The 16,744-nt window shown below is 47.7% G+C and carries 17 protein-coding genes; 6 read left to right on the forward strand and 11 right to left on the reverse strand.

Features of this window, described 5'->3' with window-relative positions; all coding sequences use genetic code 11:
• Positions 1-25 precede the first annotated feature (25 nt).
• The 4 genes from CS562_RS26385 to CS562_RS26400 form a co-directional block, all read right to left on the reverse strand.
• Complete coding sequence (locus CS562_RS26385) at positions 26-427, reverse strand: metal-sensitive transcriptional regulator (RefSeq protein ID WP_076290663.1); 402 nt, start codon at positions 425-427, stop codon at positions 26-28.
• A 153-nt stretch (positions 428-580) separates the two neighbouring features.
• The gene (locus tag CS562_RS26390; RefSeq protein WP_099858657.1) at positions 581-1,063 is read right to left on the reverse strand and encodes a GNAT family N-acetyltransferase; all 483 of its coding nucleotides are present in this window, start codon (positions 1,061-1,063) and stop codon (positions 581-583) included.
• Between the two features lie 206 nt (positions 1,064-1,269).
• A complete protein-coding gene (locus tag CS562_RS26395; RefSeq protein WP_063566250.1) occupies positions 1,270-1,452 on the reverse strand; it encodes a hypothetical protein in 183 nt (60 codons plus the stop codon).
• 123 nt (positions 1,453-1,575) lie between these two features.
• On the reverse strand, positions 1,576-2,466 hold the full coding sequence (locus CS562_RS26400) for a DMT family transporter (RefSeq protein WP_076290665.1): 891 nt from the start codon (positions 2,464-2,466) through the stop codon (positions 1,576-1,578).
• Positions 2,467-2,676: 210 nt separating this feature from the next.
• Here CS562_RS26400 and CS562_RS26405 point away from each other — a divergent pair, with 210 nt between their 5' ends.
• On the forward strand, positions 2,677-3,564 hold the full coding sequence (locus CS562_RS26405) for a LysR family transcriptional regulator (protein ID WP_099858710.1): 888 nt from the start codon (positions 2,677-2,679) through the stop codon (positions 3,562-3,564).
• A gap of 185 nt (positions 3,565-3,749) precedes the next feature.
• On the opposite strand, the gene CS562_RS26410 is transcribed toward CS562_RS26405, so the two are convergent.
• From CS562_RS26410 to CS562_RS26435, 6 genes are all read right to left on the reverse strand, one after another.
• Positions 3,750-4,508, reverse strand: a complete 759-nt coding sequence (locus CS562_RS26410) for a nucleoside phosphorylase (RefSeq protein WP_076290667.1) — start codon at positions 4,506-4,508, stop codon at positions 3,750-3,752.
• A 1-nt stretch (position 4,509) separates the two neighbouring features.
• Complete coding sequence (locus CS562_RS26415; RefSeq protein WP_076290668.1) at positions 4,510-5,181, reverse strand: sulfite oxidase-like oxidoreductase; 672 nt, start codon at positions 5,179-5,181, stop codon at positions 4,510-4,512.
• Positions 5,182-5,227: 46 nt separating this feature from the next.
• Positions 5,228-6,151: an ABC transporter permease gene (locus tag CS562_RS26420; protein WP_076290669.1), complete on the reverse strand. Its 924-nt coding sequence runs from the start codon at positions 6,149-6,151 to the stop codon at positions 5,228-5,230.
• The gene (locus CS562_RS26425) at positions 6,135-7,202 is read right to left on the reverse strand and encodes an ABC transporter permease (RefSeq protein WP_024632283.1); all 1,068 of its coding nucleotides are present in this window, start codon (positions 7,200-7,202) and stop codon (positions 6,135-6,137) included. The genes CS562_RS26420 and CS562_RS26425 overlap by 17 nt, the downstream gene beginning before the upstream one ends.
• Positions 7,199-8,698, reverse strand: a complete 1,500-nt coding sequence (locus CS562_RS26430; RefSeq protein WP_099858658.1) for an ABC transporter ATP-binding protein — start codon at positions 8,696-8,698, stop codon at positions 7,199-7,201. Before CS562_RS26430 ends, CS562_RS26425 begins: the two co-directional genes overlap by 4 nt.
• Positions 8,699-8,802: 104 nt before the next feature.
• Positions 8,803-9,834, reverse strand: coding sequence for a BMP family lipoprotein (locus CS562_RS26435; protein WP_076290671.1), 1,032 nt, complete (start codon positions 9,832-9,834; stop codon positions 8,803-8,805).
• A 277-nt stretch (positions 9,835-10,111) separates the two neighbouring features.
• On the opposite strand from CS562_RS26435, the gene CS562_RS26440 reads away from it, so the two are divergent.
• From CS562_RS26440 to CS562_RS26450, 3 genes are all read left to right on the forward strand, one after another.
• A complete protein-coding gene (locus tag CS562_RS26440; protein WP_099858659.1) occupies positions 10,112-11,554 on the forward strand; it encodes a hypothetical protein in 1,443 nt (480 codons plus the stop codon).
• 239 nt (positions 11,555-11,793) lie between these two features.
• The gene (locus tag CS562_RS26445; RefSeq protein WP_076290672.1) at positions 11,794-12,426 is read left to right on the forward strand and encodes a DUF5317 domain-containing protein; all 633 of its coding nucleotides are present in this window, start codon (positions 11,794-11,796) and stop codon (positions 12,424-12,426) included.
• A 254-nt stretch (positions 12,427-12,680) separates the two neighbouring features.
• The gene (locus CS562_RS26450; protein WP_099858660.1) at positions 12,681-14,513 is read left to right on the forward strand and encodes a bifunctional diguanylate cyclase/phosphohydrolase; all 1,833 of its coding nucleotides are present in this window, start codon (positions 12,681-12,683) and stop codon (positions 14,511-14,513) included.
• A gap of 128 nt (positions 14,514-14,641) precedes the next feature.
• Here the strand turns inward: CS562_RS26450 and CS562_RS33110 are convergent, their stop codons facing one another.
• Positions 14,642-14,809, reverse strand: a complete 168-nt coding sequence (locus tag CS562_RS33110; RefSeq protein ID WP_162842449.1) for a hypothetical protein — start codon at positions 14,807-14,809, stop codon at positions 14,642-14,644.
• Between the two features lie 302 nt (positions 14,810-15,111).
• Here CS562_RS33110 and CS562_RS26455 point away from each other — a divergent pair, with 302 nt between their 5' ends.
• Complete coding sequence (locus tag CS562_RS26455; protein ID WP_076290674.1) at positions 15,112-15,942, forward strand: sensor histidine kinase; 831 nt, start codon at positions 15,112-15,114, stop codon at positions 15,940-15,942.
• A 1-nt stretch (position 15,943) separates the two neighbouring features.
• On the forward strand, positions 15,944-16,600 hold the full coding sequence (locus CS562_RS26460; protein ID WP_090904095.1) for a response regulator: 657 nt from the start codon (positions 15,944-15,946) through the stop codon (positions 16,598-16,600).
• Positions 16,601-16,744 lie beyond the last annotated feature (144 nt).

Genomic DNA, 16,744 nt, shown 5'->3' on the forward strand with positions numbered 1-16,744 from the left:
AAATGATGAGTTCATTCAAAAATAGTTACTTCATTAACTTCCTTACCGTTACCAATAATTCATCCACAACCTCATGCTCTCCGGCCTGAATGCGCTCAACGATGCAGCTCTTCATATGACCTTCCAGCAAGAGCTTGCCTACTGAATTAAGAGCAGACTGAGCCGCCGCGATCTGCGTCAGCACATCATCACAATAGGTGTCCTTCTCGATCAATCCCTTGATCCCGCGAATCTGTCCTTCAACACGGTTCAAGCGAGAAATCAGGTTGCCCTTCATCTCTTGGGAGTGATGGCTCTTGCGCACATGCTTTCCATCACTGCCTGACGTATGACAAGAATTGGCTTGCTGATCATCTGTCTGTGAGACTTCGCTAACCTCTGTTACGGATGACTCCAAAGGTTCCTTGGGATGGCTCTGATGTTCCATCGCGAACACCCCTTTTCTTTCGTTCTGTTATAAGAGTAACATACCCCATGGGGGTATGCAAGTCTGTTTTATTTTTTTCTCAAAATGGATGTTTTCCATCCTTCTTGAGCTGACTATCTCGCCAGACATCCCATTAGTCTTCGTAGAGGCTTATTATAGTATGTATTCCATTCTGCTGCTGCGGACAGCCAGACCTAGTTGCTCATAGAAAGCTTGAGCACCAATATTAAATGTAGACACGGTCAGTTCAACACTGTCGACCTGTATTTCTTTGCCTAGTTCGATTAATTCGTGCATCAACATTTTGCCTGTCCCATGTCCGCGATGTTTGCTGCCAACGATGATCTCATTGATATATAACATCTTTCGTTCCTTTAACAAATCCACATTCTGAATAACATTCAACTGTGCGCTCGCATATCCAACAATCTCACCCCGATCCAGCAATTCCGCAACATAGAGATAACGATGATCGGCTTCCAGCAGTTGTTCATATTCCTTATAACTCATTCTCGTTTGTAACTCTCTGTATACGTCTGGCCTGGCCTCTACATGCAAGTGATGAAGCTCATCCATTAATACAGATACTCCCGTGTAATCTCCGATGACAGCCCGTCTAATATTGATTCCACTCATCTTTACATTCTCCCTTCACAAATGTTTCCATGATTATACAATAAATAACCATCTATCGATGTGATTCATGAACCCAGACTGCGTGTAGCGGATATTTCCCTTAAATATCAGAACGATGATACTCCAAAGCATATCCTTTCTTATTTTATAAAAAAAGCAGATACCTTAACGGTACCCGCTTCTTATTAAGCTATATCTGGTTCCTCTTATTCTTTGGATGATTTACCTTCATCAAATGCTACAGGTGACGGTTTGGCAGACCACTCGTCCGCTTGCGGCTCAATATCTACACCGCTCAAAATTTTCTTTTTCTCCATCAAGGAATCCCCGTCTTCATCCAGTTTGTTGCGAATTGCCGCCTCATCCTGAGGTTGATTGTTCTGTGTCATGTTGGAGTCCTCCTCTTCGTAATCATGGTGATGTTCCTATATATAACTTACCCATTTTTTGCATTGTCATTCTGAATGTATACAAGGTTCATCAACCACTTGAAGAAAGTTCACCACATAACTTTATATTTTCGCTACCTTGCTACCTTTCACTTTAACATTCACAAGCAGGATGCTGGCAATAATCATGACCAGACCTGCGATCAGATTGACCGTCACCGACTCTCCGAGGAACAGCACACTGCATAACAAGGCGATCAGCGGAATCAGGAACGTGAACGATCCTACTTTACTGGCTTCGCCGGAGCTGACCAGTTTGAAGAACGCGAGCCAGCCCATCGCAATAACAAACACCGAAATAAACAACGTATCCAGTATAAAAGGAAGCACCCACTGCACATCAGCCCAGCTCTCTGTGACCGTACCTGTCAACGTCAGAACAACTCCGCCGATCAAAATAGGAATGGCTGTCATCCAGATTCCATCGACCTTCATTGAATTTCGCTTCATATATACGGTCCCGATCGCCCAGCTAATTGCACTGAACAGCCCAAGCATAACCCCTTCAGGGGATACTTTGCCTGTCATGCCGCCAATACTGATCGTAGCCACCCCTGCAAAACCGAGCACCAATCCGGCAATTTTCAGTCCATACATGGACTCACCCAGCCACAACCATGCCCCGATTCCAAGCAGCACAGGCTGTAGGAACACGATGGATGAAAATAAGCCTGCCGGCACTTCCGTCAGCCCGACGGTCTGAAAGCCGTAGAAGAAGATGATATTAAGCACCGCAGATATGGCATAAATATGCCAGGTTTGCTTTAGTCGTAGCGTTTTGTAGCGGGGAAAAGCATACAACCCTAGCACCAGACCCCCAATTAACAGGCGCATGCCTGCGAATATGAGTGGCGGTGTAAAATTTAATGCGTATTTGGTCAGGGGCCAGTTTACTCCCCACATGAGTACCAGAAAAGCCAGGACCCAGCCTGCTTTTGCACGTGATAAAGCCATATGTTTATTCTCCTATCCGGCACACATCTACAGCCGCAGTTTAATCAACCGTACACATTATCCTGCGCTCTTTCTGTGCCTGCAAACCATTTGGAATTCGATCCAGAACCATTTTACATTCATTCTTTGATCGTTCCGTTTCTTCATGATACAATAATGATTGAAATAATTGAAATGCATGTTAATCATAAGGAGCATACCATATTTGTTATGAACAACTCACAGTTGCAGTTATTTGTGAAAATTGCAGAGACGGGAAGTTTCACCCGCGCAGGCCAGGAACTGAATATGACACAGCCCGCAGTCAGTCGGGCCATCTCTTCGCTGGAGAATGAACTGGATGTCACTCTAATCATACGGGATCGTAGGAACGGCATCGTGCTTACGGATGTGGGACAGCGAATTCTGGTCATTTTCCGCCGCATTTTACAGCAATTTGATAAGGTACAGCAGGTCGTTGCCGCCGAAAAAGGGTTGGAGATTGGTACGATTCGTATTGGCTCTTTTCCCATGTCATCTGCCCATCTGCTGCCGAAAATCATCCGCTCCATTCGGGACCGCTATCCTCAGATTCAGTTTGAACTGCACGAGGGAAACATCCTTGAAATTCAGGAGTGGCTAAGCTCACGCGCTATTGATGTAGCTCTCATTATTGCCACAGACAAAGAGTCAGTAGATGTGGCTTATGAGACGCTTCCACTCTATAGCGAGGAGATGCTTGCGGTGTTTCGGGACGATGAACCTTTTGCGAATCAGGAAATTCTGCCCGTACAAATGCTGGACAAACACCCCATGATTATTTGCAAAGGCGGCTATGAGGTACCGATTGTTGATCTGTTCAATCGAGCAGATGCAGAATTACATTTTGGATTTGTCGTGTATAACGTAAACACTTGCCTTAGCATGATAGAGCAGGGACTCGGAACAGCCATGCTACCTGCAATCTCTCTATCCTGGCTGCCTCCGGGTGTCAAAGCACTTCCCACAGAGCCGAAAGCCTACCGCAATATTGAGATTGCTGTTCCTTCACTTGTCGATGCTTCTCCCGCATCCCGGTTATTTATTGAGACGGCGCAGCAGTTGTTCGGACAACGCTAACCAATTGATTGCACCTTCCAATCTAGCGCCAGTCGCTTCTATCTCAAACTCAAAAGGGCGTCCCAAAGTCATGAACATGACCTTATGGGACGCCCTTTTATATTGTCCACCTCAGATGGACATCATTTGCTTATTTTGCAATTTTACCAGCAGTAGTGCTACAAAATGCCCTGATGATCTCAGCTTTACGCCTGATCCTGACGAGCGAGTGCAGCCAGTGCACGCAGTGCCGCTTCGATCTCACGCTCAACTGCATCAGCTACCGCATTTGTGTGCGGATCATATTCGGCCGCCAGGTCGCTATCTGCGAATCCATCGATAGCGACAATAGCTCCAGCACGAGCGCCGCGCAGTGTGCTGACGATGTAAAGCGCGGCAATTTCCATCTCAGCGGCAAGAGCACCCGCCTGCTTGTACTTGCGGTGAGGAATCTCTTCAACCCCAGTGAAGAAAGCATCTAGGGTTACGGTAATGCCTACGCCAACTTTACCCGCACTTGTAGCTTTCGCTCCACTTGTATGCTCACGAGTCGCTTCAATTAACGCTTGCGTAACACCAAGGTCCGCAACCGCAGGGAAACCATCCGGTACCAGCTGACGTGTCAGCCCGTCCGTACGAACAGCAGCCGTGCTGACGATTACACTGCCCGCTGGGTAATCCGCTGTATACGAGCCAGCTGTACCTACACGAATCAAGGTCGTTACCCCTGCCCGAATCAGCTCTTCGAAGCAGACGGCTGCTCCCGGTGATCCTACGCCATGGCTGACCACGGCCATTTGTACACCTTCATACAATCCTACAAACGTGCGATACTCCCGGCTGAACGCCAGTTCTCTCGCCTGCTCCAGCTTGCGGGAAATTTTCTCCGCACGTGCCGGATCACCACAAACAATGGCATACGCAGGCATATCTTCGGAATGAATTTGCAAAATAGGCATCAACATCTTAATCAAACTCCTTCTTCGTCCATTCGTCTTCTGGAATCGGAATATCTTCACCAGAGAAGCGCTGCTCCTTGAACGGATCGGCAAAATGATGGAAACCATTGACTTCCCAGAAGCCATTGCGATCTTCTTTCATGAATTCCAGACCGCGTATCCACTTCGCACTCTTCCAGAAGTAGAGTTGTGGAACAACCAAGCGCAGCGGATAACCGTGCTTCGGTGTGAGCGGCTCACCGTTAAATTTAAAAGCAAGCAATACATCGTCATGCATCAATTCTTCGAGCGGAACATTTGTCTCGTAATCATGATCTGCGTGGATCATGACGTATTTCGCTTCCGGTTTAACGCCAAGAAGCTTGATAAAATCCGAAAACCGGATGCCTTCCCACGGCGTGTCGAACTTGGACCAGCGGGTAACACAATGAATATCGCTCACCGTGTTCACTTGAGGCATCGCCTGAAGCTCGGCGAAGGAGAATACCTTCTCCTCTTCAACTTCACCGAATACCTTCAAATCCCAAGTGGAAAGGTCGTATTCCGGCACTTCACCTTCATGCAGAATCGGGAATTTCTCGGTCAGTACCTGCCCCGGCGGCAGCCGGTCTCCGTGCTCAGCACCCGCTTTGGATGCCGGGATTTTCGTTTTTTTCAGACGTTCAGCCTTATTATGCAAGCGTGATTCCTCCTTCTTTATATGCTTCCAGCATAACATTCAGGAATTAACGCGAGCTTCCGCCCGCTTTCAGTGCGTCTTGTGCATAGGTACGGTCCTTGAAGAAGAACATCGCCACCAGTGTCACAATATACGGCAGCATCATGGTAAAGTGAGTTGGTAGCGCAAAGCCCTGCAATCGGATACTAAGAGCTTCCATGAACCCGAACAGCACACTGGACCCCATAACGCCAAGCGGATTCGCTTGACCCAGCATCGTTGCTACTAATGCGATGAAGCCGCGACCTGCGGTCATGCCTTCGGTAAACATCGTAACCTGACCGAGCGATAACTGTGCACCCGCCAGGGCGCACAATACGCCACACATCAGAACTGCACCATATTGAATACCGCGCACCTTGATGCCGATACTCTGTGCCGCTACCGGATTCTCGCCAACCGAACGAAGGCGGAAACCGGAGACACTTTTGAACAGATAAAATTGCAAGGCAATTACGATAATAATCCCGAGATACACGAGCGGGCTGTGCCCTGAGATGACATCACCTACCCACGGAATGTCCTTAATAAGAGGAATGTCCCATTTGGGGAGTCCCACCATATCCTTGTCATAGTAAGCACCTTTTACATCAAAAATCGCACGAAGCGCAAAAGTCGTCAGTCCTGTCGCCAGAAAATTAAGCGAGATCCCGACCACAATGGCGTTGGCCTTCAGATTAATACTGATAAAGGCAAATAGCGCAGAGAACAACATGACGATCACAATCGAGAATAGTACGGCCAATAGTACATTGCCGAACAGATAGTTACCGACAATAGCGGAGAAAGCACCGATCAGTACGAGTCCTTCCAGACCCACGTTGAACAGACCGACACGAGAGCATAAAGCCCCACCGAGCGCTGCAAGCAGGATCGGCGTCATAATCCGCAAGGTAGAGCCAAACATGGCTGCATCAAACAGTTGTTGCATTGGACTTTTTCTCCTTTCTCCGCTTCAGGAATGAATATCCGATCTGAGCCGATACAAATAACGTCAATACCGCTTGGATGACACTGCCGACTTCCAGCGGTACATCCGTATTACGTTCCATCCCCATAGCACCTGTCTGCAACGCTGCAAGCAGGATTGCCGCCACAGCTGTTCCTAGCGGATGCGACCGGGCAAGCAAAGTCGCCATAATGCCGCTCCATGCATAACTTGCCGATGACAACGACCCATCAAGGAAACGGTACTGTGTACCCAGCACTTCCCCTGCACCCGCAAGGCCTGCAAGTCCACCACTGATGATCATGGACAGCATCATCATGCGGATACGGCGCACACCGCCATACGTTGCAAACGAAGGATTGCTTCCCAACATGCGAATCTCATAACCGGTTACTGTCTTGTGTGTGAACCAGTAGATGAGAATCGCTGCCACAATAGCAATGATGAAGCCGGCATGCAGTCCCATGCCCTGGAACAGCTTCGGCAGCCAGACACTCTGATCAATCATAGGCGTCTGAGCCATTGCCGCCGATCCCGTGCGGTCTTTAAACGGGTAGGATACCATGTATCCTCCAAAATATATTGCAATATAGTTGAGCAGCAGCGTTGTGATCAACAGATTCATGCCAAAGCGCGCATCCAACCAGCCTGCAAACAGTGACCAGACTCCACCGGCGATGATTCCCGCCACAATAGCTGCAATACAGACAAACCAGCCTGGACCCGGCAGGTAGAGCGCCGTCAGCGCTGCACTAAGTCCGCCAAGAACCATCTGTCCTTCTGCACCCATGTTGAAAAATCCGGCGCGGAACGCCAGGGCTACGCCCAACCCCGCAAGAATAATGGGCGTCGAACGTGCCAATGTGTTGGTGAAGAAGTAGAAGTTACCGAAGGCTCCTTTCCACATCTCCGCATACGTATCCACCACAGACCCGCCAACGACCAGAATGGCTACAGCACCTGCCAGCAAACCGATGAATACGGCGAGCAGCGGCTGTACGAGTCCGCGAAGTGTTTCTTTTACCCGATTCATATCCGCTCTTTCCCTCCTGCCATCAACAAGCTGATCTGTTCTTCTGTTGCTTCATCTGCCTTCAGTTCCCCGGCGATTCCGCCTTCATACATAACAATGATCCGATCCGATAATTGCAAAATCTCAGACAATTCCGAGGAAACGAGCAGAATACCCGCACCTTCATTCCGTTTGCGCAGCAATTCAGCGTGGATGGTCTCCATCGCTCCGATGTCTACACCCCGTGTAGGTTCAGCCGCAATCAGAAACGGCGTATCCTGGGCAAATTCACGCGCAGCAATCAGCTTCTGCAAGTTACCGCCGGAAAGGAACTGCGCCTTCGTTTCTGCAGAACCCGTTTTGATGCTAAACTGCTTGATCCAGTTCTCCACCATGTTCCGTGCTGCCTTCGCTTTAATGATACCTTTTGATTGAAGCCGGTGATGGTGGCCCATCAGTCCATTTTCACGAACGCTCGCATCCTTCGCCGCTCCCCACATATAACGGTCTTCTGGGATATGGGCAAGTCCATGCTCCCGAATGCGCCGCACTGGCCAATTGGTTGTATCCTGCCCTGACAGCAGGACGCGGCCGCTATCTGCCTTTCGCAGTCCCGCAATGATCTGGATCAGTTCAGATTGACCGTTTCCGGAAATACCCGCGATTCCAACGACCTCGCCTTTCCGAACTTGCAAATGGATATCCTTGAGCGCAGAACGATCCTCTGCTCCTGACAGATTTACCGCTTCCACCTGAAGCACAGCTTCTTCCGGAACGGATGGCTGCTTGTTCATGCGAACCAGCTCACGACCTACCATCAGGCGGGACAGTTCCTCTACATTCGTGTCTTTTGCTTCCAATGTACCTGTCACCTGACCATCACGAAGAACCGTGATCCGGTCTGCTACATCCATGACTTCCTGCAGCTTGTGCGTGATCAATACAAAGGTTTTGCCCAACTTAGCAAGGGATTTCATATTCGCGAGCAGTTCTTTCACTTCCAGCGGTGTCAGTACTGCTGATGGTTCATCCAATATAATGATATCTGCGCCCTGATGCAGCACCTTGAGAATTTCAACACGCTGCTGCATGCCCAGAGGGCATTCGAATACTTTTTTCCACGGATCAACTGGCATACCATACGTTCTGCCCAATTCATTCACCTGGGCCGCCGCTTGTTTGCGGTCAAATACCCCTGCCGCAGACGGCTCACGGCCAATCACGATGTTCTCGGCAACCGTAAAGGAAGGAAACAGCATGAAATGCTGATGCACCATGCCGATACCACTTGCCATGGCCTGAGACGGAGTTGCGAAGCTTACCTCGCGTCCACGAACTTTGATTGTGCCTGATGTCGGTTGCTCCATACCATACAACATACGCATCAGGGTTGTCTTACCAGCGCCGTTCTCACCCACGAGGGCATGAATCTCTCCTTCTCGCAAATTAAAACGGATGTCCCGGTTAGCGGTGAAGCCGCCGTATTTCTTCGTAATCTGCTCCATCTCCAACAGCATATCTCGCGTTCTCTCCTCTCGGTCTTAAATAGCAGCAAAACCGGCTGCCTGATCGGGCAGCCGGCTGATCAACTCAATCACTCAGTCCTATGGGACAAAGAATACTATTGTTGCAATGGATCTTTCACAACGATTTTGCCAGATACGATATCATCCTTGATCGCTTTAACCTTGTCGATAACCTCTTGTCCAACAAAAGCACTCAATGGAGATTCGCTGTCACGTGTTACATACGTCAGGCCTACGCCATCTTCTTTCAAGCCATAGTTCACAGCGCCTGCTTTGAAGTTTCCTTCTACAAAATCCTTCACTGTCTGATAAGCAACCGTATCGGTCGACTTCAATTGAGACAATACAATATGTTCCGGATCTTCAACGGTACGGTCTGTATCCTGACCGGAAGTATAGAAGCCTTTTTCCTTCGCGGCTTCGAACACGCCCAGATCACCTACAGCAGATGCTCCAGCGATGAAGTCAGCACCTTTGCCGAATTGTACCAACGCAAGTTCTTTTGCTTTGGCCGGGTCGTTGAATCCACCAACGTAGTTCACAAGGAATTCCGCTTTCGGGTTAACTGATTCCAGACCAGCTTTGAAACCTTCTGTATATTTCTTGATCAATGGAACGTCCATCGCGGCAATCATACCGACTTTGTCTGTTTTCGTAGACAGTCCGGCAGCTGCACCAAGCAGGTACGCTCCTTCATATTCATGGAAACCAACGCTACGAACGTTAGGCAGATCAACCGTTGTGTCCACAATAGCAAAGGACTTGTCCGGATTTTCAGCAGCCACTTTTTTCAATGCATCTTCTGCCTGGAATGTCGCTGTAATGATCAAATCATAGTTCTCAGCAACTGCAGCACGCAGGTTTTGTTCAAATGCAGCCGGGTCAGTCGATTCAATTGTTTTGGTATCTACCTTGAATTCCTCGCCTGCTTTTTTGAAACCTTCATCCATCTGTACGAAGAACGGGTTTACCCCGATTTTTTCAGGAAGTACAAGCGCCATGCGCAGTGATTTTTCACTGTCGCCACCTTGGGCCGATTGTTCGTCTTTGGAAGCAGAATTTCCACAAGCCGCCAGCAATATAGCCAACATGATGATCGATAAGACGAACGATAAACCTCTTTTCATTTTGAAAATTCCCCTTTTCACTATTCTTTTTTTATAATCCTAGCGGATACTGTCGATCCTTGTCAATAAATCTTTGAGCAGATACACTAAATGGAATATAATAGTTGATTTGCCTTCGGCAAAGCCTCCGAAGCCTCTCTATACCAAGGTTTTTTCCGTTGACATCCAGAGCTGCTCCATGCTAAAGTCAATCCAATTATTATATTCAGATAGGATTTGTCAGAATTATAACGCAATCTTATTTATTTTCCAACCCTATTTTGAGGAGGCTATTCATTTGAAAAAAATCACCCAGATCACACTGGCCGCTCTGCTCGCCGCTCCGGTTACACTCGGCAGCCTCAGCTTGCCCGCTTCGGTATCCGCAGCATCCGCCACTCCCGCAGGACAAACGACCTCACAGGCTGTTAAAGGACCGGTAGCACAAGCTCCTTCAGTCTATACCGAGAGTGCAGCCGATTACGCGCAATTCCTGCAAGCCAAATACAATATCCAATTACCGAAACAATTAACGAAGGGTGACTTCATCAAGGCGATTGCTACCATTCTTGAAGCCGATCAAGCTGCTCCTGCTACAGATGAAGCAAGTAACAGTGAAGTTAAGGCCCCAGCCTTTACTGATCTGAACTCGAATGATTCTACTTATAAAGCTGCCGTTTCCTTATATAACAACGGCATCCTATCCGGTACGGAAGTGCGTGCCAATGACCAACTGAGCACTTATGCTGCTGTCTTCATCGCAGTCAAAGCAGCCGGATTCAAAGAGCTGGCCTATACATATCCTGAAGACAAAACAGCAAAGGCACTTGCGAAACTGGGCATTAGCTCAAGCCGCGTTCAGGGACAAGCCGCGCAGGAACTGGCCGCTGCCATTGATACAGGTCTGATTCCTGAAAGTCTTTACCCCGCTCTCCGTAAGGGTGGCGAAGCGAGTTCCGATTTTGCCAACATTTTGCTTGGACGGGTATTAACCAGTCAGGGTAAATATAAAAATGAAATTGGCCGTTCCGGCGACGCTGACATTTACTCCAAATTGTACGCTGCCTATCGCACTGCTGATTTAATAGAAGCACCGGAGCTTCGAACCATTGTGGATCAAGCTCTGCGGAATGATCTCGTCACAGGTTACAATCTTAAGGATAGTCGCTTTGATTCCAACTTCATCGATGAACTGACTTTAACTTACGGTCATGATGATATTAAACATGCGGTGCAGTTGATTGGACTGTTGCGTAGTGAAGGCATCGATGCTGACGTACAGTTCCAACCGAAAACATCTGCCTTCATCTATTTGAAGGAATGGGGAGAGCCCAAAGAAACACCGGATTACAAAGTAACCCAGATCGAGAATGGCAACTACATCGCCTACGCCAAAGAATATGACATTCAGTTCGAGTTCAATAACACAGCGGACAAAGCCCGTTTCAACGACATTATATTGAAGTATGCCAAAAAGAATAGCGATGACACCTCTGCCTTGATCCATGCCTCCTGGTGGCAGCCGCTCTATTATTCACCGACTGCTCTCGCGGAATATCCGGTCATTGCCAACAATAAAATATCACTTGGCAACTATTACGCACAATCCTTCTCCCTTAAGGAGAATTCCAAGGCAATTCAGGAAGGTTTCCGTAAGCTGGCCCCTGATGCGGACATCTCCAGTTATACCTTCTGGGTTGACCACCCGTTCTTCAATTATCTCAACGGGGAATCGGAATAAACTGAACATATGCTAGGTGCATTAAAGCTCGCAATTTGACATAATATAAAGCCGTCTTTACCGAACTTTACAATGGATTCGACCCATTGGTTCGTAAAGACGGTTTTTTATTTATCTTTTTACAAATTTCTTCTCAAAAAATTATATTCCATTGCAGGATTTACCAGTAAAAGGTCGAATAACATAGGTACACAAACACGCAATCACGTTTACACATATCTGTAAGACAGGAGTTAATCATGGTATACGACGGCATTCTGCTTGGCTTGATCGTTGGACTGTTCCGGGGAGGATTTCGGTATGGTCTCCACCAGTTTGCAGCACTCAAGCTGCGAGGCGGATGGATTTTTCCGCTATTGCTGCTGGCCCAGTTCTTCATCTTTTTCTTGCAGGAAAGGCTTGATTGGGTTGCATCTATCAACGGGTACCTGTTTGCTGCCGTTTATGTCACAGGTTTAGCATTTTTGTGGCTTAATCGACATTACAAAGGTTTTACGTTGATCTGGATCGGTGTATTTCTCAATTTCATCGTCATGGCGGTGAACGGTGGGCGTATGCCAGTTTCTGTGGAAGCCTCTGCTGTTCTTGGTCCCTATTATGTGGATATGCTGCGCGAAGGTGGAGCGGTATCGAAGCACTATATGATGGATGCTTCCACACATCTTTCATTCCTAGGTGATATCATCCCACTGTCCAGCCCTTATCCACGGACTCAAGTGATCAGCATTGGTGATGTGGTCATGAACATTGGCATATTCCTGTTTATCCAGTACATGATGGTGAATCGAACCGGAGAAGCTTTGCAGCCAGTGAATTCCATCAGGCCTGAAGAGATTCGGACAGACTCCAAGGAAGGGAGGTCTTTTCCATGAAAAAATTCGAAGGCATTAAATATTCCCGTCTCGTCATCAACGCAATCATCGTAGCTTCTGTCGTTGTTGCTTTGACTTCGGGATACAAGCTGGGTGGCTAGTACATATACTTCGCCAACCAAGACAAACAGGCTGCCAGCGGCCTGTTTTTTCTTTCTGGATTTTTGGGAGGTAACTTGTTATGTTATACATCAATATAGTACAAGCCGATATATTCACATCAAGAGCAGACTAAACCAAGCAGGAGAATTTTTATGAACTTTATTCGTAACCTTATCCATAAAGCAGATCGGAGCAGCATGTATGTCGTCTTGCTTAGCTGCACCGGCATCGGTATTTTTCTGTATATGAACAAGTGGTCTTATCTCCATCTATCCTCTGACGAATGGGTAATGGTATACACGATGCTCGGTGCGGCGCTGATTTTGGATTATTTCACGTTTCAAATTCCGCCCAAAGGCAATCAGCAATCCATGGACTCTTCCGTGTACCTCGCCTGTATCTTCATGTTTGGTGGTGCATTCAGTCTGTCTGTACTGCTGCCGGTTTCCCTCATTCTGTTAATCAAGGATCGCAAACTCACCTGGTGGAAACATATCGTCAATTTCAGCATTTATAGCCTTATGATTGCTGGAGCGGCTTATGTATTTACTTGGACTGGAGGAATTCCGGGAGCACTGGATGGATATAACTTGCTGCCCTATTTTGCGGCACTTGCAGCCTACTTCATCATCAATACAATCACGCTTGGCCTGTTTTTTCATTTCTCAACAAAGGATGCATTACAGCAGATGAAGCGTGTGTTTGTTACCGAATCGCTGCTGGTCTATTTATGTACATTGATTTTGGCGCTCGTGCTGACCATTCTCGTTGTGCATAACGGCGTTCTCGGCCTGCTGCTCTACCTCAGTCTTAGCATTTTGCTATCGCATGCGTTCAAACAGCTGTTTGTGATGTATCAAAGTATTGAGGAAAAGGCCAATACGGATCAACGCACAGGTTTATTTAATCACAGCCATTTTGAAAGTATGCTGGAAACCGAGCTTGGTAACGCCCGTTCTCAGGGAACCCCGCTTTCACTGGGTCTCATCGATATTGATGATTTCAAAAAGTATAACGACCGCTTCGGTCATCTCCAGGGTGACAGCCTGCTGGCTCTTCTCGGAGATTTCCTCAGTCGGAAGACAGAAGGCACTCCCGTTACCGCCTTTCGTTACGGCGGAGAAGAGTTCACCTTACTCATGCCAGGTATGGACCTGGACGAGGCCTATGCGTTCATGAACAAGCTGCGCAAGCAGCTGAACGATACACCTTTTGAAGGAGTGGAAGTTTTTCCGCACGGTTGTCTCTCGTTCTCCGCAGGTGTTGCTCGTTATGAGATCGATATGTACAACAAGTCACAACTTGTGGATCAGGCGGATAAAGCACTGTATTATGCCAAAAAACAGGGCAAAAACAATGTGCATCGCCACGGCAGTAACGACGGTATGGAGCAAGAGATTGATCTGGTGCAGGATGTGCGCGACATTGAGCAGCAGCTCAACTTGTTCAGATATAAGGATATGGATACATTCAAACATTCCAAACGCGTATATAAGTATGCTCTCGATTTAAGTGAGTTGCTGGAACTCGATAATGTGGAGAAGCGAAATTTTGTACTGGGCGCACTAATTCATGATATCGGGAAGCTGGAGATTCCGTGGTCCATCCTGAATAAGAAAGAGAAACTTACCGCTGAAGAGTGGGAAACGATCAAGGGACATGTCATTTGGGGCAAAAAGATGGCCATGACCAACGAGCGTTTTGCCGATCTCATTCCCTATATCGAATTGCATCATGAACGGTATGACGGGGCAGGCTACCCTTATGGTCTGAAAGGCAGTGAGATTCCAAGGTTGTGCCGGATGCTCACGGTGATTGATTCCTTTGACGCAATGACGACAGAGCGACCGTATCAGGAAACGAAAAATGTGGACGAAGCAATCAAGGAACTACAGCTGTGCTCCGGTTCTCAGTTTGATCCCGAGCTAGCCGAATTGTTCATCCGATATATTCAGAAACGAACGGTGCAGCAACAACTTGTGTAACACCCGTAGAATCACCCCTTACAAAGCCAAAAGCGCTACCCCCGGCCTAATCGGGGATAGCGCCATTTTCATGTTCATCATGGAATGAATCATGCACCAGACTATTTCATTCTTGTGCAGATTCTGCGTTATCGAGTGGTATTCATTTCGTGTGAAGTCTGATGCAGCTCTTTAATCATCTGCTGCAAAAACATGTTATCCTGACGACTGATTCCGTGCTGATTGTCTTGAAGAAGCATTTGATGAATGTTCTTCTTAAGCAACTCGCTGCGACGTTCCAATACCTCTTGATTCATGTTGTTGCGTTCACTCCTTAACATCTTTTGTAATGAATTTGTGTTCTATATAAGTATAGAGGACCTTCTTCAATAGGGAAAATGGATACAGCTCCACTCATCTGTACTCATCAAGGCTCACCCTGCGTGACATAATTTCACCCCATGTTGTTCTTAGATATCCTTCTAAATGCTCCCTTATCCACCCGAACTTCCTCCGAAGAAAGACAGACTAGGGTCTGAAGCAAGCATGCGTTATAATGGTGCCAACCCTTGAAACAGATACATATAATTGGACCTTATCTCAAAGGAGTTCTGTATTCATGTCATACAAACAGATTAAATGGATGATTCTGTTGGTCCCCACATTCACGGTGGGACTCTGGGAATACATCCGTCATCAATTCCTGATGCCCTACCTTTCCATGGATGCAGGCAACTGGCTTACCCCCCTTATCCTTTACCTCATAAGTGTCACCTTGCTAAGTCGCTTATTTAAAATGCTGGAAAGTGCCAGGGCTGCTCTAGAGCAGGAGCGCGCTTCCAAAGTGGCACTCGAAGCTCGGGACCAACTGGCCCGTGAGCTTCACGATGGCATCTCGCAGTCTCTTTTTCTCCTGTCGGTAAAAACAGACAAGGCCGAGCGCAGTATGGCTGGAAGCGGCCACGAGAATGAAATTCGGGAAATACGCAAAACCGTACATGAGGTCAACGCTTACGTACGGCAGGCCATCGCCCAGCTCCGCTACGTGCCTGGACAAGTGGCAGTACCGGAAGGAACCTCCCTGCTGTCACAGGTGGAATTACTTATAGAGGAGACGGTTCCTTCGGCGCGTCTGGAATGGAATCTGGAGAGCACCTTCTTCTCTCCAAAGGAGCAGGTAGAGCTGCTCGCCTGCATTCGGGAAGCACTACTTAACGTACGTAAACATGCCCGGGCTACAGATATTCGAGTGATAGCAGAAGGGACTCCTTTTGTCTGGTCGATCTTCGTTCAGGATAACGGTGTTGGTGTGAGCGGGGATCCACTGCATCTGAAGGATCGGTACGGCTTGAGAATTACGAAGGAACGTGCAGTTCAGATGGGCTGGTCTTTCGCCCTTGATTCAAGGCCAGGTTACACACGAATAACCATTGGGAAGGGGCATGCTTAATATGGAACTTGTACGGGTATTGGTTGTCGATGATCACGCGCATGCGCGTGAGGCGATCTGCAGTATTTTATCCGAGGACAGCCTGTTTGAGGTTATTGGTACCGCTTCGACTGGGCTGGAAGCACTGGAGCTTACCGGGCAATGGATGCCCGATCTTATTTTGATGGACGTGCAGATGCCGGATATGGATGGGCTGGAAGCCACCCGCCAGATCAAACTGCGCTTTCCTTATGTCATTATCGTCATGGTCACTGTATCGGATGATGTCACGTACCTGTTCGAAGCACTGAAGCAGGGAGCTCAAGGATATTTGCTCAAAAATCTGGCTCCTTCCACCTGGCTTGAATACCTTCGCGCCATCGTCAGTGATGATGCACCCTTGAGCAAGGAACTTGCCTATCGAATCCTTCAGGAGTTCCCTGCACCTCGCACGGAAGATGTACCCGATAATCCCCTGACTACGCGGGAGCTAGAGATCCTGCAATGGGTATCTGCGGGTTATACCAATCGTGAGATTGCCGACCAACTTGGTATTTCGGATCAAACGGTGAAAAATCATCTGAAGAATATTTTACAGAAACTGCATCTCGAAAATCGTGTGCAATTAACCCGCTATGCATTGGAAAGCGGACTAGCAGGGCGTAAGCTGCGTAAATAGCGGCACATTCATGTTTTTGTCACAATTCTATGGATCATTTCGTTTTTTTATAGCCCAATGTAGTCATACGGTGTTATTTTGGACAAAGTTATAATGGTATAGATTGTGCTCGGATAACAAAGAATGACTTACAATTCTAGACCT

The sequence above is a fragment of the Paenibacillus sp. LK1 genome, assembly GCF_002750415.1.
GTDB classification, from domain to species: Bacteria; Bacillota; Bacilli; order Paenibacillales; family Paenibacillaceae; genus Paenibacillus; species Paenibacillus taichungensis.